Genomic DNA, 20,501 nt, shown 5'->3' with positions numbered 1-20,501 from the left:
GGAGACGACGATGGCGCACGACGACGACCAGACGAAACTCAGCCGCCGACAAATCGTCGGCACCGCCGCGCTCGGCGCGGCCGGCGTGGCCGGCAGCATCGGCCTCGGCAAGAGCGTCGAGACCACGCCGGCCGCCGCACAGTCGCGACCGGCGCAAGGCGCCGGCAAGGCGGAGGTCGCGCCCGGCCAGCTCGACGAGTACTATGTCTTCTTCTCCAGCGGCCAGACCGGCGAGTTGCGGATCGTGGGCATGCCCTCGATGCGCGAGCTCATGCGCATTCCGGTCTTCAACCGGTGCAGCGCCACCGGCTGGGGCCAAACCAACGAGAGCCGCAAGATCATGACCGAGGGGCTGCTGCCCGAGACGCGCGAACGGCTCAAGGACCGGCTCGGCATCTGGATGAACGGCGACTGCCACCATCCGCACATGTCGTTCACCAACGGCACATATGACGGCCGCTACATCTTCATCAACGACAAGGCCAACACCCGCCTCGCCCGCATTCGCACCGACGTGATGAAATGCGACAAGATCATCGAGCTGCCGAACCAGTACACCATCCACGGCATGCGTCCGCAGAAGTTCCCGCGCACCGGTTACGTTTTCTGCAACGGCGAATATGAGGTGCCGCTGCCGAACGACGGCAAGGTGCTCGACGACAAGTCGAAATACTGGTCGATGTTCTCGGCCGTCGACGGCGACACCATGAAGGTCGCCTGGCAGGTGATCGTCGACGGCAATCTCGACAACACCGACTGCGACTACCAGGGCAAATATGCGTTCTCGACCTGCTACAACTCGGAGAAGGGCGTCACCTTGGCCGAGATGACGGCAAGCGAACAGGACTGGGTCACGATCTTCAACATCAAGCGCATCGAGGAGGCCGTCAAGAAGGGCGACTTCAAGGAGATGAACGGCGTTCCCGTGATCGACGGCCGCAAAGGATCGCCTTACACGCGCTACGTGCCGGTCTCCAACAGTCCGCATGGCCTCAACACGGCCCCCGATGGCATCCACGTCGTCGCCAATGGCAAGCTGGCGCCGACGGTCACGGTGATCGACGTCCGCCTGATCGACAACCTGTTCGACGACAAGATCAAGCCGCGCGACGTCGTCGTGGCCGAGCCGGAGCTCGGCCTCGGGCCGCTGCACACCGCCTTCGACGGCCGGGGCAACGCCTACACTACGCTGTTCCTTGACAGCCAGGTCTGCAAATGGAGCCTCGATCTCGCCAAGCGCGCCTTCAAGGGCGAGAAGGTCAACCCCATCATCCAGAAGCTCGACGTCCACTATCAGCCGGGCCACAACCACGCCTCGATGGGCGAGACCAAGGAAGCCGACGGCAAATGGCTGCTGTCGCTGAACAAGTTCTCCAAGGATCGCTTCCTGAATGTCGGCCCGCTCAAGCCGGAGAACGACCAGCTGATCGACATCTCCGGCGACAAGATGGAGCTGGTGCATGACGGCCCGAGCTTCGCTGAGCCGCATGACGCCGTGATCGTGCACCGCTCCAAGCTCGAGGGCCGCGTGACCTCGATCTGGAAACGCGACGACCCGTTCTTCGCCGACGCCCGCAAGCAGGCCGCAGCCGACGGCGTCACGCTGGAGAGCGACGCCAAGGTGATCCGCGATGGCAACAAGGTGCGCGTCTACATGTGGTCCAGCGCGCCCGCCTACGCGCTCGAAAAGTTCGAGGTCAAGCAGGGCGACGAGGTGACGGTCTATGTCACCAACATCGACGACGTCGAGGATCTGGTGCACGGCTTCTGCATCGTCAACTACGGCGTCAACATGGAGATCGATCCGCAGCAGACCTCGTCGGTGACGTTCATCGCCGACAAGCCCGGCGTGTACTGGTATTTCTGCACATGGTTCTGCCACGCCATGCACATGGAAATGCGCGGACGCATGCTGGTCTCGCCGCGGAACGCGTGAGCGATGCGGCGCATGCGCCATATCAAGACTCTGGGGCTGGCGGCGCTCGTCGTCGCCGGCCTGCCCTTCCGCGCCCAGGCGGCGACTCTGCAGGTCGGAACTGACACCACCGACCTGCAGGCCCTGCTCGACCGCGCCGCCGACGGCGACGAGATCGCGCTCGCCACCGGCACCTATCGCGGACCGCTACGGATCAGCCACCGCTTGACGCTGGCTGGGGCTCCGGGCGCCGTGATCAGCGGTGGTGGCGAGGGCAGCGTCATCACCGTGGCGGCGCCGGGCACCGTCATTCGCGGCCTCGCCATCGACGGATCCGGCCGCGCGCTGGAGAAGATGGATTCCGGCATCTTCGTCGAGCAGGCCGCGCACGACGCAGTGATCGAGAACAACCGCATCGAGGGCAATCTGTTCGGCGTCTATCTGCACGGATCAGCCAACGCCATGGTCCGTCACAACAGCATCATCGGCCTGCGCGCGACGCGCGGCGGCGTCACCGGCAACGGCGTCTCGGTCTGGAACGCGCCGGGCGCCAAGGTGATCGACAACCAATTCCGGTACGGCCGCGATGGCGTGTTCGCCATCACCAGCCGCAACAACGTCTTCAGCGGCAATCGCTTCAGCGACCTGCGCTTCGCGGTCCACTTCATGTACACCAACGACAGCGAAATCTCCGGAAACGTCTCGACCCGCAACATCATCGGCTATGCGATGATGTTCTCCAAGGCGCTCGTCGTGAGGGATAACGTCTCGGATCACGACCGCGACCGCGGCTTGCTGTTCAACGCGGCCAACGGCTCGCAGATCGCCGGCAACAGCGTGATCGGCGGGTTGCAGCCGGCGGAGCGCTGGGCCACCGCGGAGAACCGCGGCACCGACGAAGGCGTGCCGCAGGCCGATGCGAGCACGGCCACGCCGACCGCCGGCGCCCGTCCCGGTCCCGAGAAATGCGTGTTCATCTACAACACCAACAACAACCATATCACCGACAACTGGTTCGAAGGGTGCGAGATCGGCGTTCACTTTACCGCCGGCTCCGAGGGCAACGACATCAGGGGCAATGCCTTCGTCAACAATGCTAGCCAGATCAAGTATGTCGGCACCCGCCATCTCGACTGGTCGAAAGACGGCCGCGGCAATTATTGGAGCGACAACCCGGGCTTCGACCTCAACGGCGACGGCATTGCCGACACCGCCTATCGGCCGAATGATCTGATCGACCGCGTATTGTGGACCGCGCCGGCCGCCAAGGTCCTGATCAACAGCCCGGCCGTGCAGGTGATCCGCTGGGCGCAGGCGCAGTTCCCGGCGATCCTGCCCGGCGGCGTGGTCGACAGCCATCCGCTGATGTCGCCACCGCCGGCGCGCCGCACTGCCGCTAGGAGCAGCGCCCGATGAGCGCGACCGTCCATATCGCCGACGTGATCAAGCACTACGGCAAGGTCGAAGCCGTCAAGGGCGTGTCGTTCGATCTCGCGGCCGGGGAGATGGTGGCCCTGATCGGCCACAACGGCGCCGGCAAGACCACGCTGATGAAGATGATGCTCGGCCTGATCCGACCGACCAAGGGCGCGATCGCGCTGCTCGGCGAAAACCCGGCCGCGGGCGAGTTCTCCTCGCGGCGTCGGCTCGGCTATCTGCCGGAGAACGTCGCCTTCGATGCCGCGCTCACCGGCCGCGAGACGCAGAGCTTCTACGCCCGCCTCAAGCGCGAGCCTGTGAAGGGCGCGCTGGCGCTGCTCGATGTCGTCGGGCTGGGCGACGCTGCCGGACGCCGCGTCAATACCTACTCGAAGGGCATGCGCCAGCGCCTCGGCTTGGCACAGGCGCTGATCGGCCGGCCACGCGTGCTGCTGCTGGACGAGCCGACCACCGGTCTCGATCCCGAGCTGCGCCAGACGTTCTACGAGGTGATCCAGAAGCTCGCCGCCGAGGGCACGACGGTGCTGCTGTCATCGCATGCGCTGACCGAGCTGGAGGAGCGGGCCGGCCGTGTCATCATCATGAACAAGGGACTCAAGGTCGCCGACGGCACGCTCGACGAGTTGCGCCGCCTCGCGCGACTGCCGACCCGGATCCGGGTCAAGGTCGCTGAGCTGCCGCCATCCGGCCGGCCCTCCTGGCTGCCGGAGGCGACCTCCTATCGTCGGGTCAATGGCCACATCGTCGAGATCGACGCAGCGCCGGACGAGAAGATCGCTCTGCTGCGCCGTGCGACGGCCGACGGCACCGCCGTGCAGGATCTCGAGCTCATTCCACCCAGTCTCGACGAGCTCTACGCGCATTTCCTGCGCCACGCGGAGCGTTCGCAATGAATGCCGTGATCACCATCGCCGCGAAGGAAATCCAGCAGGCGATCCGCAACCGCTGGGTGCTGGCGTCGACCCTGCTGCTGGCAGGGCTCGCGCTGTCGCTGACCTTTCTCGGCAGCGCACCGACCGGCACCGTGGGCGCGCGCGCGCTCGACGTCGTCATCGTCAGCCTGTCGAGCCTGACGATCTTCCTGATCCCGCTGATCGCGCTTCTGATCTCGCACGACGCCATCGTCGGAGACATGGAGCGCGGCACCATGCTGCTGCTGCTCAGCTATCCCGTGGCGCGCTGGCAGGTGCTGCTCGGCAAGTTCCTCGGTCATCTCGCGGTGCTCGCCTTCGCGACCTGCCTCGGCTATGGCGCCGCTGCCGTAGCGCTGCTGATCGCCGGCAGTCACTTCGACAGTGACGGGCTCGCGGCCTTCGCCGCGATGATCGGCTCCTCCGTTCTGCTTGGCGCGGTGTTCGTCGCGATCGGCTATCTCGTCAGCGCAGTGGTGCGCGACCGCGGCACCGCAGCGGGGGTCAGCATCGGTCTGTGGCTCGTGCTCGTCCTGATCTACGACATGGCGCTGCTCGGCCTTCTCGTGATCGATCAGGGCCGCAACGTTTCCAGCGGCGTGCTCAGCGCGCTGCTGCTGCTCAACCCGACCGACGCCTACCGGCTGTTCAACCTGACCGGCTTCGCCAATGTCAGCCTGTTCTCCGGCATGGCCGGGCTCGCCGGCAGCAGCACGCTGTCGGTGCAGGTGTTGCTCACAGCGCTGGTGCTTTGGACGTTGGTGCCGCTCGCCGGCGCCGCGCTGGCCTTCTCCCGGAGGGAGCTATGAAACGCCTCGCTTTCGCCGGCTTGCTCATCGCCGCCTTTGCGCTTGCCGCCTGCAACGACAGGCAGGCGGCCGCGCCGCCGCCGCCGATCAAGCTGACGGCGGAGGCGATCGGGCATTATTGCGGCATGAATCTGCTCGAGCATTCTGGCCCCAAGGGACAGATCTTCGCCGCCAGCCTGATCGAACCGGTGTGGTTCTCCTCCGCGCGTGACGCCATCGCCTTCACGATGCTGCCCGACGAGCCCAAGGACATCCAGGCGATCTACGTCTCCGACATGGGCAAAGCCGCGAGCTGGGACAATCCGGGCGCCGACAATTGGGTCGAGGCGCGCAAGGCGGTGTTCGTGATCGGCAGCCGGGTCAGGAGCGGCATGGGCAGCGACGAGGCGGTGCCGTTCTCGGATCGGACCGCGGCCGAGCGGTTCGCTGCCGAGCACGGCGGCCGCATCGTCGGCTTCACCGAGGTGCCCCGCGACTACGTGCTGAGCTCGGCCGACGACAACGCCGGTCTGGCCGAGCCGGGTTCGAAGCAAACCACGGGAGTCCAGCGATGACACTTCACCTCTCGCGCCGGCGCTTCATCCGCATCAGCGCCGCATTAGCGGGCCTCGCGGTTGCTCCTTCCTGGGCGCAGGCGGCCGACAGCACAAGCGGGTCGGTCGAATGGCGCGGCACGCTGCTCGGCGCCGTCGCCACGATCAAGCTTCATCACCGCGACCGGCAGGAAGCCGAACGGCTGATCACGGTGTCGATCGGCGAAGCCCGGCGGCTCGAGCGCCTGTTCAGCCTGTATCTGGAGCAATCGGCGCTGGTGACGCTGAACCGCACCGGCGTGCTGGTGGACCCCGCGCCCGAGCTGGTCGACATCCTCACACGCTCGCAGCGCTACGCCGCGATGACCGACGGCCGCTTCGACCCGACGGTGCAACCGCTGTGGACGCTCTATGCCGATCATTTTTCGCGCCCGCATGCCAATCCCGACGGGCCGCCGCAAGCGGCCGTGCAAGAGGCGCTGGCGCGGGTCGGCCATCAGCGGCTGAGCGTCAGCCGCGATCGCATCGTCATGCCGCGCGGCATGGCGCTCACCCTCAATGGCATCGCGCAGGGCTATGTCACGGACCGGATCGTCGAGCTCCTGCGCAGCGAGGGCGTGCAGCACAGCCTGGTCGACATGGGCGAAGCCCGCGCCATCGGCGCACGGCCAGATGCACGGCCCTGGGAGATCGCAATCGCCGATCCGGACATTCCCGACCGGACCGCTGCACTGCTTCCGATCATCGATCGCGCCGTATCGACATCGGGCGCCTATGGCTTCCGCTTCGATCCGCGAGGCCGCTTCAATCATCTGTTCGATCCGCACGACGGCGGCTGTGCGCAGCGCTATCGCAGCGTGACCACGGTCGCCGGCAATGCAACGGCGGCAGACGCGCTCTCGACCGCCTTCAGCCTGATGTCGGAGCCTGAGATTCGTGCCCTGCTGCCCCGCACCGAGGTCGAACGTGTTCACCTGATCGACGCGACCGGAGCGACAGTCGAGCTTGTCGCTTGAATTCGCGGCCGAATCAGTCGAGAGCGCGGCTAGAGGACGACGGTCGCCGGTCGAAGGCCGCACCGCTTGCTGCTAGGACCTGATGCGCGCCGCGCGGCTGCCTCGTCAAAATCGCGCGGCCATCTCGACGAGCCGCCTGTGCGCCCGCTCACGCGCCACGCCGGTGTGCGCCGCCGGCCCGCTGGTCGGCCCGATCGCCACGAAGTGCAGGTCGCGAAGGCCCATGAAGCGCAGCGCCTCGCGCAAATAGGGCGTCGCGAGGTCGGTACGCCCCCGGCTGATGCCGGTGGTGAAGTCGCCGCCGCTGGCGAGGATCACCAGCGTCGGACGATCCTTCAGAAGCGGCAGGTAGCCACGCGACGGATCGAAGCGAAAGGTGAGGCCCGGCTGATTGATGATGTCGAGCCAGTGCTTGAGTTTGTAGGGAATGCCGAAATTCCACATCGGCGTCGAGATCACGACGCGCTCGGCCAGATCGAGCCGCACCGCCATGCGCTCGGCCACAGCGAACGCCCGGCGCTGGCCGTCGGTGAAGGCGCGGCCGCCCATGCGGGCATATTTCGCCTGCAGGATCTCGCCGTCGAACTCGGGCAGACTCTCGCGCCACAGATTCATCTCGTCGACGTCCCAACCCGGCCGCGCCTGCCTGAAGCGGTCCAGGAAGGCGCGCGCGCCGGCGCTGGATTCCGAATCTGCCCGCGGCGAGGCGACGAGATGCAGCAGCTTTGGCATGCCTCACCCCAGCGCCCTGATCACCGCGTCGGCCGTGATCACGACAGCAACATTCTGCATGGCGAAGTTGATCGACGCATTGTGCCAGTCCGCGTTCATGGTCGAGCAGCAATCCTCCGGCACCACGATGAAATAGCCCTTGTCGGCCCCGGTGCGCGCGGTGTGCTCCACCGACATGTTCGTCCAGGCGCCGGTATTGATGAGGACATCGCGCCCGGTGGCCTTGAGAATCGTCTCGAGCCGCGTGCCTTCCCACGCGCTCATGCGCATCTTCTCGACCACGAAGTCGCCGCTGCGCGGCTCCAGGCCGGCGACAGGCGCCGCGCCCCAGCTGCCGCGCACCATCGCCTTGCTGTCGACCAGCCCCTCGAACAGCGGTGCGTTCAAGGTCACGCCGGGCGCGCCCGGCTCGACCACGAACCAGACATGAATGATGACGACGCCGCGCGCACGCGCGACCTCGGCGAGCCGCCGGACATTGTCGACCACGCGCTGCTGCTTGGCATGACCGGGCGCGCCGGAATCCGCGAAGGCGCCACCGTCCATGATGACGTCATTCTGCAGATCCTGGATGATCATCGCGCAGCGGCGCGGATCGAGCTGCATGTCGCCAGATGCCAGCTGCGGCGCCGATGGCGCGGACGTCGCGCTGGACATCGCCAGACCTGCCGTTGACGCCCCTCGACTTCGCGCGCTCATATACGGCTCGTGGCGCGGACCGACCTTGGTCGCGATCGCATAGACCGAATGGGTCGCGGTGAGATAGAGCGTGCGAAACTCGGGACCGCCCCAGGCGAGATTGGCGACGAGCTCCGGCACGCGCACCTTGCCGAGCAGTTCGCCCGTAGGCGCATAGACCCAGACGCCGCCGGGTGCGGTGACCCAGACATTGCCGCGCTGGTCGCATTTCATGCCGTCGGGCACGCCTGGCTCGAGCTCGGAGCGGATGCCGCTGGCAAAGACGCGCCCGTTCGCCAGCGCACCATCGCCGCCGACGTCGAACACGCGGATCACCGCCTGCACCGTATCGTTGACGTAAAGCAGCTTCTCGTCCGGGGAAAAGCACAGCCCGTTGGGCTGGTCGAACAGATGGCGGTCAACCAGCAGCCGCGGCGGACCGCCGCCCGGCGGCACCCGGTACACGCCCTGGAAGCCGAGCTGGCGCGGCCGCTCCACGCCATAGACCGGCATGCGGCCATACCACGGGTCGGAGAAGTAGATCGCCCCGCTGGAGTGGACGCACACGTCGTTGGGGCTGTTCAGCTCCTGGTTCTCGAAATGCGATGCCAGGATCTCGCGGCGGCCGTCGGGACGCTCGCGCACCAGCGACGACGTCGCGTGTTCGCAGACGATCAGATTGAGCTCGGCATCATAGGTCATGCCGTTGCACTTGTTCGACGGCCGCCGCATCTCCACCACGCCGCGCTTCGCGTCCCAGCGGCGGCGGACATCAGCCGGCATGTCGGAGAACAGCAGGAACTGCTCGACGGGATGCCAGATCGGCCCCTCGGTGAACTCGAAGCCGGTCGCGACCTGCGCCACCGGCGCATACGGATCGATCAGAGTTTCGAACTCAGTGCGCAACGTCACGTGGGTCATGGGGGCACCTTGTGCTGCTCACGCCGGAAACCAGTGCCGCTGCGGCAGCGACTGCACCAGCGGCCCCGGCACTTGGTCGTGCAGCCGTCCCACCACCACACCGCCTTCGATCTTGGCGGGACGATCGTGCACCGGCAGCAGATAGCGCGAACTCGACAGCAGCTTCTTGATCGCTGCCTTCTCGGCGCGTTTTGTCGTGCCGTGATTGCCGGTGGTGCGCGGCTCGCCATCCTGAATCTCGTTGAACGGCGTCACGATCTGGTCGTTGAAGTCGTAGATGACGTCGCCGCAGATGGTAGCGATGCCATCGGCAGTGTGGACGTGGATGTTCATCGAGCCTTCGGTATGGGCATTCGCAGCGTCGCAATAGACGCCCGGCATCAGCTCGACCGGGCCGGTGAGCTCGAGGTCGAGGAAACGCAGCGCACTCTTGGTGTGCAGCCGGTCGATCAGATGCTTGATGTCGGGCGCCGGATATTGCGGATGCATCAGCCCGGAAACCGAGTATTCGAGCTCGCGGCGGTTGAGCACGACCGTCGTGTTCATCGGGAACAGATCGTCCTTCCCGGCGTGATCGATGTGCAGATGGGTGTGGCAGACGTAGCGGACATCGCCCATGCGCACGCCGTGCCGCGCCAATTGGTTCTCGATCATGTTCTCATGGTACTGCAGCCCGCGCATGCCCAGCGTCTCCATGATCTGGTTGGAGCGGTAGCCGGTATCGACCACGACCGGATACGGCCCGCCCAGGATCAGGAAGCCGAGCGTCAGCACCCGGCGGGTGCGGCCGCAATCACGGCCGAGCACAAGGAAGCTCGATTCCAATTCGATGTCACCATAGTCGAGAACCTTGATTTCCAGCGCCATGAGCGTTCCCTGTTGCTTTTGTTGTCGTTGCAGGCGGTATCATCCCAGCCGATAGACGCGCTGCGCCGTCCCTCCCATGACCTGCGCGCGCGCATGCTCGTCGAGGTCCCGGATGGCAGCCTCATAGGCCCCCACCAGTACGCGGTAGTCGGTCCAGAGCTTCTCGATCGGAAAGTTCGAGCCGAACAGGCAGCGCTCGGGGCCGAACATTCCGACCGTCTCCCGCACCACGTCGGCGACATGCGCCGGATCGTTGCGGCGAATGAAGGTGCCGAGGCCCGAGAGCTTGCTGACGACATTGCTGCAGCTCGCCAGCCGCTGCATGCCGGCTCGCCATCGATCGCGACCGCGCGTGGACAGATCCTCCAGCATGCCGGCATGCTGGAGGATGAAGGTCACGGACGGACAGCTCTCGGCGAGCGCTGCGGCGCCCGCCATCTGCGGCCCGAAGACCTGCAGGTCGAAGGACCAGCCGTAGTCGGCGAGCCGCGCGATGTTGGCGCGGATATGGGTATCTCTGCAAAGGTCTGGGGACGAAGCGAAACGATAGAGCGGGTTCTCATGCCAGTGCAGCTGCATCCGGACCCCGCGCAGCAGGGGATAGCGCGCCAGCCGGTTGAACTGCGGCCGCGCATCTTCGACGCTCAGATCGGCATAGGCGACGATCGCGTGCGGAAAGCCGTGCTGCTCAGAAGTTCGCTGCACCCAGGCGGCTTCGTCCTCGAAGCCGTCCTTGGCCCAGTTGGTCTGGACGTAGACCGATTGCGTGACGCCGCTGCCGGCGATGTCGTCGAGATACTCCTCGATCGTGTAGTCGCGCCTGATCGGCTCATAGGGGCCGAAAATCCGCGGCTGCATCGGCCCGACCAGCCAGGGCAGATCGGCCTGACGCCAGATGTGGTGATGCGCATCGACATAACCGGTCATGCCGCCCTCCTCTGTGCCAGCGACAGAACATGCGCGACGATGGTCTCGTCCGACCCGCCGGCTGCGATGTCGTCGACGAATGGCGCGATCGCCTGCAACGCCTCGGTCTGCGGCTTGAAGCCGGGCCCCGTCGCGAGCGGCGTCAGCCAGCTCAGGCGCCAGGCGCGCAGCGACAGCCTCCACACGGCGTCACGGAGCACATGATGGTCACCACGCTCGAGCCCATCCGAGATGACCAGCACGACGGCGCCCCGCGCGTAGGTCGAGAACCGCGGCACCGCGAGGAAGGCCTGCAGCGCCTCGCCGATGCGCGTGCCACCGTCCCAGTCGCTGACGAGATGCGAGGCAGCGAGCAGCGCCTGTTCGCGCCGCTTCAGCCGCAAGGGCCGCGTCACGCGTGTCAGCCGTGTGCCAAGCGTGAACACCTCGGCCTGGGGTACGGCCTGCACCAGCACGTGGGCGAGCCGCATGTTATCCTCGGTCCGCGCCTTCATCGAGCCGGAGACGTCGATCAGCAGCAGCAATCGTCGCAATCGAGGTCGCCGCTTCAGCCGCCGCAGCGACAGCACCTCACCGTCGCGCCTTATGCTCTCGCGCAGGGTCCGGCGCAGGTCCACGAAGCTGCCGCGCCGCGCGCGCATGCGCCGGTGGCCACGCCGTTTCGGCAGTTTTGCACGCGCCTGACGCGCGAGGCGCTGCAGGGCATGGCCGCCCGTCGTCGCAGCCAAGCGGCGGGCGACCAGCGCTTCAACGCGCGTCGCAGCCAGACCTGACTCGTTCTGCTCCTCGGCGAGATCGGGACCGACAGCGCCGTCCCCTTCCTCCTGGAGACGCACGACATCGTCCTGCCTGTCGCTCTCGCTGAAGGCCGTTGCCTCGGCGACACCAAAATGGACGTCGAACAGCAGATTGTAGGTCGCGAGCCGCTCCGGAGGCGGCGCGAGGGTCGCCGTCCCGGCACGACGGATATCCTCGATGCTGACAGGCCCCAGCAGTTCGATCGCAGCGAGGAAGGCGGTGGTCTGCTCCGGCGCAATTGCGAAGCCGTTTCGCCGCAACAGCGCAGCGAATGTCACGAAGATCTCGGTCGCCTGCGGCAGGCGGGGCTCGCTCATGTCATCGCCTCCGCGAGCAGCGCGTCGAGCCGCGGCGCGATGAAGGACAGATCCTCCTCATCCTTCAGCGCGACGCCAATCGCGCGCTTGAACGCATCGGGCCAGCGCGCGCCGGTCTGGTTGAGCAGCGTCGCCGCCTCCGCCCAATCGACCGCCTCGGCAATCCCGGGCGCCTTGCTCAGCGGCTCGCGCCGCAGCTTCGCCACTGCAGCCACCACGGCCCGCGCGGTCGCTTCGGCAACACTGGAGGCCCGCATCATCACGATGCGCGCCTCGCGCTCCGCATCGGGATAGTCGATCCAATGATAGACACAGCGTCGGCGCAGCGCTTCGTGCAGGTCACGGGTCCGATTCGAGGTCAGCACCACGATCGGCCGCTCCGCGGCGCGCACCGTGCCGCGCTCGGGGATCGATATCTGGAAATCGGAGAGAAATTCGAGCAGGAACGCCTCGAACTCCTGGTCGGCCCGATCGATCTCGTCGATCAGCAGCACGGTCGCATCGGGCGCGCGCAGGCAGGCCAGCATCGGCCGCTCGATCAGAAAGCTCTCGCCATAGATGTCGATGCTCTCCTCGCCGGCTTGGCGGATCGCGAGCATCTGGCGCGGATAGTTCCACTCGTAGAGCGCCGCAGCAGCGTCGATACCTTCGTAGCATTGCAGGCGGATCAGCTTGCGGCCGAGCACCGCGGCGATTGCCTTCGCCGCCTCGGTTTTTCCGACGCCGGGCGCGCCTTCCAAGAGCAATGGCTTGCCCAGCGCGAGCGCGAGATAGGCCGCGGTGGAGAGCCCGTCATCGGCGAGATAGTACGCCGCGCGCAGTGCCTTTTCCAGCGCCTGCGGCGAGTCGATGCCGACGATGTTGCTGCGGACCACCATGCTGCGTCACCGCCGCGTCTGCGGCCGGGCGCCGCCCTGGGCCTTGATCGCGCGCAGCACTTTCTCTGGCGTGATCGGCAGTTCGTCGAGGCGCACGCCGACGGCGTTGAAAATCGCATTCGCGATGGCAGGAAGCACGGGATTGGCGCACATCTCGCCAGGGCCCTTGCCGCCGAACGGTCCGTCGGGCGCCGGCCGCTCCAGCACGGCGATGTCGTGCGGACAGATGTCGCCAGGTCCCGGCATCAGGTATTCCACGAAGTCGCGCGGTCCTTGCTTCGGGTCCGGGTAGTACGGCTCCGTCGTCTCGTAGAGCGCGTGGCTCATGCCCATCCAGGCGCCGCCGACCAGTTGCTGCTCGACGAGGCGGGGATTGAGCGCGCGTCCCAGCTCATAGGCGCTGTCCATCCTGACCACGCCGACCTCGCCGGTCTCGTCATCGACCTCGACCTCGGCGACGAGACAGGCATGCGCGTAGCAGGTCGCCGGGGACATTTCGCCAGTCTCGGGATCCACCTCCGACAGCGGCACCAGGAAGATGCCACGGCCGGAGATGGTCTTGCCCTGGCGGAACTGCGCGGCGATGGCGACGTCCTTCACCGAGATCGAGCGATGCGGCGCGCCCTTGACGTGGATGTTGCCGCGACCATCCGTTTCGAGATCGCTGGCGTTGACCTCGAGCTCCTCGGCCGCGGCCTCCATCATGACGCCACGCGCCTCCTTGGCCGCCGCCATCACGGCATTGCCGACGCGATGGGTGCCGCGCGAAGCGAACGAGCCCATGCAATGCGGGCCGGTGTCGGAATCGGCGGTGTCGACATAGACGTCCTCGACCGGCACGCCGAGCGTCTCGGCACAGATCTGCCGCGTCACCGACTTCATGCCCTGCCCGAGATCGATCGACGACAGCGCCACCGTGAACTTGCCGCTGGGGTTGGAATGCACCAGCGCCTGGCTCGGATCGCCGCCGAGATTCATGCCGATGGGATAGTTGATCGCCGCCATGCCGCGGCCGCGGTGCCTCGTCATGTCAGCGCCTCCTCGTGCCGAACACCGACGAGAACCGCGTCGCGCCGTGCCCCGGCGAAGGCGCCGGGCTCGTTGGCGGAGGTGGTGGCGGCTCGGGCTGTGGCGGCGCCGAGAGACCACGATCGTAGCTGGTGCGTTGCTGCGCCGGCGCAGGCCGCGCGCTCACCGGCTCTCGTGGCGTGGAGGGAACAGCCGCCCGCGCCCCGCCGCCATCCTTGCGCGAGGACATGCGCCGGAACTCCTCGCGGATCGGCCATTTGGCCTTCTCGGCCGCGACCTGGACGCATTCGATCAGCGCGGTGTTCTTGGCCTCGCGGCGATGCGCCTTCATGTCGCCGTCGCGATAGGCATTGAGGATACGAAACTCCATCGGGTCCATGCCGATCAGATGCGCGAGCTTGTCCATCTGGCATTCGAGCGCGAAGTCCATGCCGGTGATGCCGAAGCCGCGCATCGCGGTGGCCGGCGTGCGGTTGGTGAAGATGCAGTAGATGTCGCCATGGACGTTCGGGATCGTGTAGGGCCCCGGCAGGTGCGCGGCGCATTTGACCACCGCGTAGCTCGACAGCCGCGTATAAGCACCAGAGTCGAAATAGCCGCGGATCTGGCGCGCCACGATGCGGCCGTCACGCATGACTCCGTCCTTGATGTAGATGCGCTCGGCACCGCGGGGCGGCCCGAACTGCATCTCCTCCTCTCGTCCGAGCACGTAGCGCACCGGGCGCCCCGTCAACATCGCAGCGAGAATGGCGAGCGGCTCGGTCAGCGTGTCGACCTTGCCGCCGAAGCCGCCGCCGACCGTGCCGCCGATGAAGTGGAATGTGTTCGACGGCAGATCGAGGATCTTGGCGCAGGTGTCGAGCGAGAAGAACAGCGCCTGGGTCGAGGTATAGACCACGTAGCGGCCGTTGGTGTCGGGCGCGGCGATCGAGCCGTTGGTTTCGACCGGCGCGTGCTCGATCGGCGACATCTGGTAGCGCTGTTCCAAGACATGATCGGCGCCGGCAAAGCCGCGCTCGACGTCGCCAAAGCGCAACTTCTGGTGGTCGTAGCGGTCGTGATAGGTGAACGTATTCTTCGGATAGGTCTCGTTGACAACAGGCGCGCCCGGCTTCAGCGCCTCCTCGACGTCGAACACCGCCGGCAACGTCTCGTAGTCCACGCGCACCTTGGCGGCCGCCTCGTACGCCGCGCGCGGCGTATCCGCGACCACGGCAACGATCGGCTCCCCCTTGTAGCGGACCTTGTCGACGGCAAGCGTCGGCTCATCGTCCTTGCCAAAATTGATCAGGCTGAGCAGCGTATTGAGATTGCGCGGCACGTCGCTGCCGCGGATGATCCGCCGCACGCCCTCGCTCCGTTCGGCCTCGCTGGTCTCGATGCGGCGCAGCCGCGCATGCGGCTGCGTGGATCTGACGACCTTCAGATGCAGCATGCCCTGCAGCTTGTGATCGTTGAAATAGGTCGAGGTCCCCGTGACATGGCCGAGCATGTCCTGGCGTTGGGTGCCCTTGCCGACCTCGTTGAGATTGTCGTCGCGCTCGTCGGCGAAGATGTCCTTGCGCAGTTCCAGCATGGCGATCTCTCCTCACGCACTCGCGCGCAGCGACGCGGCCGCCGCCAGCACCGCATTGATGATCGGCTCGTAGCCGGTACACCGGCAGATGTTGCCCGAAATCGCCTCCACCACCTGCTCGCGGCTTGGCTGCGGGATCTTGTCGAGCAGCGCCTTCGCCGCCATCAGCATGCCCGGCGTGCAGTAGCCGCATTGCGCGGCAAAACCCTCGGCGAAGGCGCGCTGCAGCGGATGCAAATTCGGACCGCTCTTGATGCCGTCGAGGGTCTCGACCGCGCGGCCCTCGACGGCTTCGGCGAGCGTCAGACAAGACAGGTGCGCGTCGCCATCGATGAGGACCGTGCAGGCGCCGCAGCCGCCCTGGCCGCAACCGAATTTCGGCGTGAGGTCGCCGATCATCTCGCGCAGCACGACCAGCAGATTGGTGCCGCCGTCAACGAACAGCGCGACATCGCGACCATTGTGCCGGAACTGAAGTGGGGTCTTGGCCATGCTCTAGCTCTCCTGTCCCGACAACAGCCGCCGCAGATGCACGCCGACCACTTCGCGGCGATACCACGCGCTGGCCAGCGAATTGTCGGTGGGTGCCGTTCCCTCGGCCGCAGCAGCAGCGGCGGCACTGATCGCGCCGCCGTCGAACGGCCGCCCTTCGAGCGCGCGCTCGGCCGCCTTGGCGCGGATGGCGGTCGGGGCCATCGATCCCAGCGCGATCCGCGCGCCGGTCACGCGGCCGCCACTCTGTGGAAGATGCGCCGCAAGCGTGATCACCGATCCGCCCTTCGGCTTGATGCGGGCGATCTTGCGATAGCGGAACGCATCCGCCGACGCAGGCCGGATGCACGACACGCCGACCACCAGCGCACCGGCCTGGCGGTCGCGCGATTGCAGGAACTCCTCGATCGGCATGTCCCTGACGCCGAAGCCGCCCTGCAGCGAGACGATGCCGTCGAGCGCCAGCAGCGCCACCGTGAAGTCGCCGAACGGCGCCGGCGCGAACAGATTGCCACCGACGGTCCCCATGTTGCGCACCGCCGGGCCGCCGATCGAGCGCGCCGCCGGATGCAGGAAGGCGAGATCGCGTTCGGCCACCACGCGGGCGAAGGTGACGCCGGCGCCGATCCTGATGCGTGCGCCTGCCGCATCGATGCCCTGCAAGGTCCGGTCGGTGGCGCGGATGACCGTCGCAATCGAGACGTCGCCCTCGTTGAGATCGCGCATGACCAGCGTGCCGCCGCCCAGGTAGCGCGCCGCGCGGTCCGACGACAGCGCAGACGCTGCTTCGCTCGCGGCCTGAAACGTCTTCACCGTGACCGGCATCGATTCACCTCGTCCTCATGCCGCCTGCTTCAAATGCGATCGGATCGCCTCGAAGCCAGCCTGGTAGATGTCTTCTGCGACCATGCGCGTCAGCGCCTCGGCCAGCTCGGGCCGCGTCGTGAAGCGGCTCTCCCAGTGCCAGAAGGTGCGGTCGCCATCGGTGACCGGCAGCAGCCGGACATGGGCGACGTAGTTGAACATCGGGATCGGCGTATCGAGCAGGCAGTAGCTGAAGCTCTGCTCGAGATCGGACAGCGCCAGCAACTGCTCGCGCAGCTCGGAGCCGTCCTTCAGACGAAAGCGCCTGACACAACCGATCTTGTCGGACGTCTGCGAACGCTCGATCGCAGAGGTCGCCACCGCCGGGTGCCAGCGATCATGACCGTTGAAGTCGCGCAGCACCTCCCACACGGCCTCGGTCGGCGCATCGATGATGGTGCTCTTGACCACGTGCGGCACGGCGTCAGCCCCCGAACGCGCGCTTGAGCGCATCGAAGCCGCCCTGGAACACGCCGCCGCCGATCGAAGCCACCAGATCAGCCTCGCGCTCCGGCGCGCAGTCGAACTCGGCGGTCCACTCCAGAAACGTCTTGTCGCCGTCCGTGACCGGTGTCAGCCTGAGGGTCGCGACGTAGTTCGATACGCCCATCGGCGATTCCAGGATCGAGTAGGTGCAGAACATGTCGTAGTCCGACAGGCCGAGCAGCTTCTCGCGAATGCGGTCGCCGTTGCGAAGCCGGAAATCCCTGACGCAGCCGATCTTGTCGGCGGGCTCGCCGCCCTCGATCCGGCTTTCGGCGATCGCCGGATGCCAGTTCGGCAGGCCGTTGAAGTCGCGGACGCGCGCCCACACCCGATCGTTGCGGGCACTCACGACGGTGGAGACGTAAACCCTCGCCATCTCGCATCAACCCTTCTTGCGCGGACCGCGATCGGTCGGCGGCTCGGACGGGCTGCCCTCGCCCGATCCGGCGCCGCCGCCTGTCTCCTTGCGCGCCGAGGTTTCTTTCCGGATGCCCTGCATGTCCCTGGCCTCGCGGATCAGGCCCGGCATCTTGGCAAGGCTGCCGCCCTCGACGCCGATATCGGAGAGGATCGAGTCGATCAGCGGCGCCTGGACGCGGTAGCGCAGCGCGGAATCGATCACCTCGTCGGTCGCACTGCGGCCGCCATTGCCGTTGCCGCCATTTCCGTTCAAGCCGTCGACCTGCAGGATGCGGATGCCCTCGATCTTCTCCATCGGCTTGACGCTCTCGCGCACGATGCCCTCGATGCGGTCGAGCAGCTTGCGCCGGAACAGCGAGTAGCGTGCCTGGTCGGTCAGGACGTTCTCGGCCTCGTTGAGCAGCTTCTGCGCCTCCGCTTCGACCGCGGCACGAACCCGCTCGGCCTCTGCGGCGATCCGCGTCTCCTCGGCCTGCTTCTCGGCCAGCAGCACCTCGACCGTCTTACGGCGGCGGGCAATCTCGCTCTCGCGCGCGGTGACGACTTTCTCCGCCGCTTCCGTTGCGCGCGAGCGCGCCTCTTCGGCCGCGACCTTGGCCGCGGATTCCTCCAACGATTTTTGATACAGCGCGATGGCCTTCTCCATCAGCGCCGTCTCGACGTCCTTCTCGCGGTTCACTTCGAGCTTACGCAGCTCGCGCTCGCGGCCGATGCGGGCCTCGTCGAGACCACGATCCGAGGCGATGCGGGCGCGTTCGACCTCCTCACGGGCCGCGATCTCGGCCTCCTGCAGCGACTGGACGCGCGCGACCTCGAGCTGCTCGATCGCCCGACGACGCTCCAACCGGACGGCCTCCAGCGCCTGCTCGCGCGAGACATCGGCGGTCTCGACCTGCTTGCGCGCGACGATCTCGGCTTCCTTGACCTGACGATCCGCATCGATGCGCTCGGCGCGCTTGGCGGCGAGCTCGATGACACGGGTTTCGTCGGCGAGCTCGATCGCCTTCTTGTGGTCGATGTTGAGCACCTCGCGCGTCCGCGACGAGGCAATGCGCTCGGCCTCCAGCGCCAGCTCGACCTCGATGCGGCGCCGCTCGACCGCCTCCCGACGCTTCAGATCGGCGGCCTCGACGGCCTCAGTGCGCTCGATCTCCAGGCTGCGCGTCTCCTTCTCCGACTGGATCCGCTTGGCTGTTACAGCCAGCTCCTGGGCGATGCGGGCCGCTTCGATCGCCTCGCGCGAGGCGATATCGGCCTCCTCGATGGTCCGGATCCGCGCGATCTCCAGCGCACGCACCCGCTCCTCCTGCGCGATGCGGCTGGCCTCCGTCGCCTCGCGCGCGGCGATGCCGGCGATCTCGATGCCCTGGTTGCGCTCGATCTCCAGCCTGCGCGTGGCGTGCTCGGCGGCGATCCGTTCCGCCGACAATGCCTGCTCGCGCGCGATCCGGGCGGCCTCGACCGCTTTCTGCGCCTCGATCTCAGCCTCCTGGATGTTGCGCACTTGGGCAATCTCGGTGGCGCGGGTGCGCTCGTCGGAGCTGATGCGCTCCAGATTGACGATCATGGTCTGCGCGATGCGCGCCTTCTCGGTCGCCTCGCGCGCGGCGATCTCCGCCTGCTCGATCGCGCGGGTGCGTTCGATCTCGCGGCGGCGTGTCTCCTCGTCATTGGCGATGCGCGCATCGGAGACGACGCGGTCCTGCTGAATCCTGGCCTTCTCCACCGCCTCGCGCGCGGCGATCTCGGCTTGCTCGATGGTGCGGGTCCGCTCGATATCGCGTTGGCGCACCTCGCGCTCAGATTCGATGCGCGCGGCGTCGATCGCGCGCTGGTTGGCGATCCGCGCCTTCTCGATGTCCTCGCGCGCCAGCAGCTCCCTCTCTTCGACGGCACGCGTCCGCTCGATCTCGCGCTGCCGCGTGTCGCGCTCGGCCGCGATTCGGGCCTCGGCAATCGTCAGTTCGTTCGCGATCCGCGCCTTCTCGATCGCCTCGCGCGCCATGATCTGTGCCTGCTCGGCCTCGGTCTCGCGCAGCGCCCGCTCCCGCGCCACCTCCGTCCGCTGCAGGGCGCGGCGCATCTCGATGTCGCGCTCCTGCTCCAGCCGCGCCGTCTCGCTCTCGCGCTCGATATCGAGCGCCTCGCGCTCGGCTTCGAGGTTGCGGGTCCGAATCTTGATCATCGAGTCCTGCTCGATATCGTTGCGCAGCTTGCGCTTGCTCTCGATGTCCTCCATCAGCCGCGTGAGGCCCTCGGCATCGAACCGGTTCGACGGATTGAAGAATTCGAGATCTGTCTGGTCTAAATCGGTGATCGCCACCGATTCCAGCTCCAGGCCGTTCTGGGCCAGCGCCTCGGCCGCGGCCGCCTTGAGACGGGACACGTAGTCGCCGCGCTGCTCGTGCATCTGCTCCATGGTCATTTCAGCGGCAACCGAGCGCATGGCCGAGATGAACTTGCCGGACAGCAGCGCATGCAGCCGCTCCGGCTCGAGCGTGCGACGGCCGAGCGTCGCCGCCGCGATCGACACCGCCTCGCGCGTCGGCTGGACACGAACGTAGAAGTCGGCCTCGACGTCGACCCGCATGCGGTCGCGCGTGATGACGGCGTCCTGCCGCGCGCGCGTGATACCCATCGGCAGCACGTTCATGTTCACCGGCGTATAGTCGTGAATGAAGGGCAGCACGAAGGCGCCGCCATTGATCACGACGCGCTCCCCGAGGAAGCCGGTGCGGACGAAGGACACCTCCTTCGAGGAGCGGTGATACAGCCAGTTGACGATGTAGACCGCGACCACGATGACGATGATCGCAATGATCAGCCAAAGAATCAGCTCACCGATCAAAGCCCCGGACATCTCATTCCTCCCTCAGTCTCTCGTCCGGCGAA

General features: G+C 66.8%; 19 protein-coding genes. 6 read left to right on the top strand and 13 right to left on the bottom strand.

Translation table 11 applies throughout. The features are described 5' to 3' along the window. The first annotated feature begins 10 nt into the window (after positions 1-10). Genes nosZ through ACQR03_RS24550 form a run of 6 tightly spaced genes read left to right on the top strand, consistent with a single transcriptional unit; the run spans position 11 to position 6,624 of the window. Entirely contained in the window at positions 11-1,936 is a 1,926-nt protein-coding gene (gene nosZ, locus ACQR03_RS24575) for a TAT-dependent nitrous-oxide reductase (protein ID WP_315717460.1), read from the top strand. 3 nt (positions 1,937-1,939) lie between these two features. After that, positions 1,940-3,331 (top strand): nitrous oxide reductase family maturation protein NosD, encoded by a 1,392-nt coding sequence (locus tag ACQR03_RS24570; protein ID WP_434841987.1) that lies wholly within the window; start codon positions 1,940-1,942, stop codon positions 3,329-3,331. Then, the gene (locus ACQR03_RS24565; protein WP_315827796.1) at positions 3,328-4,248 is read left to right on the top strand and encodes an ABC transporter ATP-binding protein; all 921 of its coding nucleotides are present in this window, start codon (positions 3,328-3,330) and stop codon (positions 4,246-4,248) included. Before ACQR03_RS24570 ends, ACQR03_RS24565 begins: the two co-directional genes overlap by 4 nt. Continuing rightward, entirely contained in the window at positions 4,245-5,075 is an 831-nt protein-coding gene (locus ACQR03_RS24560) for an ABC transporter permease (RefSeq protein ID WP_316170908.1), read from the top strand. Before ACQR03_RS24565 ends, ACQR03_RS24560 begins: the two co-directional genes overlap by 4 nt. Further along, on the top strand, positions 5,072-5,629 hold the full coding sequence (locus ACQR03_RS24555) for a nitrous oxide reductase accessory protein NosL (RefSeq protein ID WP_315717454.1): 558 nt from the start codon (positions 5,072-5,074) through the stop codon (positions 5,627-5,629). Before ACQR03_RS24560 ends, ACQR03_RS24555 begins: the two co-directional genes overlap by 4 nt. After that, positions 5,626-6,624 carry an FAD:protein FMN transferase gene (locus ACQR03_RS24550; RefSeq protein ID WP_316184408.1) on the top strand — a complete coding sequence of 333 codons (999 nt, stop codon included), beginning with the start codon at positions 5,626-5,628 and terminating at the stop codon, positions 6,622-6,624. The genes ACQR03_RS24555 and ACQR03_RS24550 overlap by 4 nt, the downstream gene beginning before the upstream one ends. Positions 6,625-6,729: 105 nt before the next feature. On the opposite strand, the gene ACQR03_RS24545 is transcribed toward ACQR03_RS24550, so the two are convergent. Genes ACQR03_RS24545 through ACQR03_RS24485 form a run of 13 tightly spaced genes read right to left on the bottom strand, consistent with a single transcriptional unit; the run spans position 6,730 to position 20,469 of the window. Further along, positions 6,730-7,356, bottom strand: a complete 627-nt coding sequence (locus tag ACQR03_RS24545) for an FMN-dependent NADH-azoreductase (RefSeq protein ID WP_315752539.1) — start codon at positions 7,354-7,356, stop codon at positions 6,730-6,732. 3 nt (positions 7,357-7,359) lie between these two features. Beyond that, positions 7,360-8,955 (bottom strand): isochorismatase family protein, encoded by a 1,596-nt coding sequence (locus ACQR03_RS24540; protein ID WP_434841988.1) that lies wholly within the window; start codon positions 8,953-8,955, stop codon positions 7,360-7,362. 18 nt (positions 8,956-8,973) lie between these two features. Beyond that, a complete protein-coding gene (locus ACQR03_RS24535) occupies positions 8,974-9,822 on the bottom strand; it encodes an MBL fold metallo-hydrolase (protein WP_315717450.1) in 849 nt (282 codons plus the stop codon). Between the two features lie 39 nt (positions 9,823-9,861). Next, the gene (locus ACQR03_RS24530; RefSeq protein WP_315827794.1) at positions 9,862-10,749 is read right to left on the bottom strand and encodes an amidohydrolase family protein; all 888 of its coding nucleotides are present in this window, start codon (positions 10,747-10,749) and stop codon (positions 9,862-9,864) included. Continuing rightward, positions 10,746-11,864 carry a VWA domain-containing protein gene (locus ACQR03_RS24525; protein ID WP_315717448.1) on the bottom strand — a complete coding sequence of 373 codons (1,119 nt, stop codon included), beginning with the start codon at positions 11,862-11,864 and terminating at the stop codon, positions 10,746-10,748. Before ACQR03_RS24525 ends, ACQR03_RS24530 begins: the two co-directional genes overlap by 4 nt. Beyond that, complete coding sequence (locus ACQR03_RS24520) at positions 11,861-12,742, bottom strand: AAA family ATPase (RefSeq protein ID WP_315717447.1); 882 nt, start codon at positions 12,740-12,742, stop codon at positions 11,861-11,863. Before ACQR03_RS24520 ends, ACQR03_RS24525 begins: the two co-directional genes overlap by 4 nt. Positions 12,743-12,748: 6 nt before the next feature. After that, positions 12,749-13,771 carry a xanthine dehydrogenase family protein molybdopterin-binding subunit gene (locus tag ACQR03_RS24515; RefSeq protein ID WP_315717446.1) on the bottom strand — a complete coding sequence of 341 codons (1,023 nt, stop codon included), beginning with the start codon at positions 13,769-13,771 and terminating at the stop codon, positions 12,749-12,751. 1 nt (position 13,772) lies between these two features. Then, on the bottom strand, positions 13,773-15,347 hold the full coding sequence (locus ACQR03_RS24510) for a xanthine dehydrogenase family protein molybdopterin-binding subunit (protein ID WP_316184413.1): 1,575 nt from the start codon (positions 15,345-15,347) through the stop codon (positions 13,773-13,775). A 12-nt stretch (positions 15,348-15,359) separates the two neighbouring features. After that, positions 15,360-15,839, bottom strand: a complete 480-nt coding sequence (locus ACQR03_RS24505) for a (2Fe-2S)-binding protein (RefSeq protein WP_315717444.1) — start codon at positions 15,837-15,839, stop codon at positions 15,360-15,362. A 3-nt stretch (positions 15,840-15,842) separates the two neighbouring features. Beyond that, complete coding sequence (locus tag ACQR03_RS24500) at positions 15,843-16,664, bottom strand: FAD binding domain-containing protein (RefSeq protein ID WP_316226541.1); 822 nt, start codon at positions 16,662-16,664, stop codon at positions 15,843-15,845. Between the two features lie 15 nt (positions 16,665-16,679). Continuing rightward, positions 16,680-17,123, bottom strand: coding sequence for an SRPBCC family protein (locus ACQR03_RS24495; protein ID WP_315827789.1), 444 nt, complete (start codon positions 17,121-17,123; stop codon positions 16,680-16,682). A gap of 4 nt (positions 17,124-17,127) precedes the next feature. After that, positions 17,128-17,565, bottom strand: coding sequence for an SRPBCC family protein (locus ACQR03_RS24490; protein WP_315717441.1), 438 nt, complete (start codon positions 17,563-17,565; stop codon positions 17,128-17,130). Positions 17,566-17,571: 6 nt separating this feature from the next. After that, complete coding sequence (locus tag ACQR03_RS24485) at positions 17,572-20,469, bottom strand: flotillin family protein (protein ID WP_316226543.1); 2,898 nt, start codon at positions 20,467-20,469, stop codon at positions 17,572-17,574. Positions 20,470-20,501 lie beyond the last annotated feature (32 nt).

Source organism: Bradyrhizobium sp. HKCCYLS3070 (assembly GCF_051167575.1).
Classification (GTDB): domain Bacteria; phylum Pseudomonadota; class Alphaproteobacteria; order Rhizobiales; family Xanthobacteraceae; genus Bradyrhizobium.
Note: the sequence above shows the minus strand (reverse complement) of the source record. Positions and strands in the feature narration are given on the sequence as shown.

Bases quoted from the DNA above. Each gene is read 5' to 3' on its own strand.
- nosZ (WP_315717460.1), top strand. From the start codon at position 11: ATGGCGCACGACGACGACCAGACGAAACTCAGCCGCCGACAAATCGTC.
- ACQR03_RS24570 (WP_434841987.1), top strand. From the start codon at position 1,940: ATGCGGCGCATGCGCCATATCAAGACTCTGGGGCTGGCGGCGCTCGTC.
- ACQR03_RS24565 (WP_315827796.1), top strand. From the start codon at position 3,328: ATGAGCGCGACCGTCCATATCGCCGACGTGATCAAGCACTACGGCAAG.
- ACQR03_RS24560 (WP_316170908.1), top strand. From the start codon at position 4,245: ATGAATGCCGTGATCACCATCGCCGCGAAGGAAATCCAGCAGGCGATC.
- ACQR03_RS24555 (WP_315717454.1), top strand. From the start codon at position 5,072: ATGAAACGCCTCGCTTTCGCCGGCTTGCTCATCGCCGCCTTTGCGCTT.
- ACQR03_RS24550 (WP_316184408.1), top strand. From the start codon at position 5,626: ATGACACTTCACCTCTCGCGCCGGCGCTTCATCCGCATCAGCGCCGCA.
- ACQR03_RS24545 (WP_315752539.1), bottom strand. From the start codon at position 7,356: ATGCCAAAGCTGCTGCATCTCGTCGCCTCGCCGCGGGCAGATTCGGAA.
- ACQR03_RS24540 (WP_434841988.1), bottom strand. From the start codon at position 8,955: ATGACCCACGTGACGTTGCGCACTGAGTTCGAAACTCTGATCGATCCG.
- ACQR03_RS24535 (WP_315717450.1), bottom strand. From the start codon at position 9,822: ATGGCGCTGGAAATCAAGGTTCTCGACTATGGTGACATCGAATTGGAA.
- ACQR03_RS24530 (WP_315827794.1), bottom strand. From the start codon at position 10,749: ATGACCGGTTATGTCGATGCGCATCACCACATCTGGCGTCAGGCCGAT.
- ACQR03_RS24525 (WP_315717448.1), bottom strand. From the start codon at position 11,864: ATGAGCGAGCCCCGCCTGCCGCAGGCGACCGAGATCTTCGTGACATTC.
- ACQR03_RS24520 (WP_315717447.1), bottom strand. From the start codon at position 12,742: ATGGTGGTCCGCAGCAACATCGTCGGCATCGACTCGCCGCAGGCGCTG.
- ACQR03_RS24515 (WP_315717446.1), bottom strand. From the start codon at position 13,771: ATGACGAGGCACCGCGGCCGCGGCATGGCGGCGATCAACTATCCCATC.
- ACQR03_RS24510 (WP_316184413.1), bottom strand. From the start codon at position 15,347: ATGCTGGAACTGCGCAAGGACATCTTCGCCGACGAGCGCGACGACAAT.
- ACQR03_RS24505 (WP_315717444.1), bottom strand. From the start codon at position 15,839: ATGGCCAAGACCCCACTTCAGTTCCGGCACAATGGTCGCGATGTCGCG.
- ACQR03_RS24500 (WP_316226541.1), bottom strand. From the start codon at position 16,664: ATGCCGGTCACGGTGAAGACGTTTCAGGCCGCGAGCGAAGCAGCGTCT.
- ACQR03_RS24490 (WP_315717441.1), bottom strand. From the start codon at position 17,565: ATGGCGAGGGTTTACGTCTCCACCGTCGTGAGTGCCCGCAACGATCGG.
- ACQR03_RS24485 (WP_316226543.1), bottom strand. From the start codon at position 20,469: ATGTCCGGGGCTTTGATCGGTGAGCTGATTCTTTGGCTGATCATTGCG.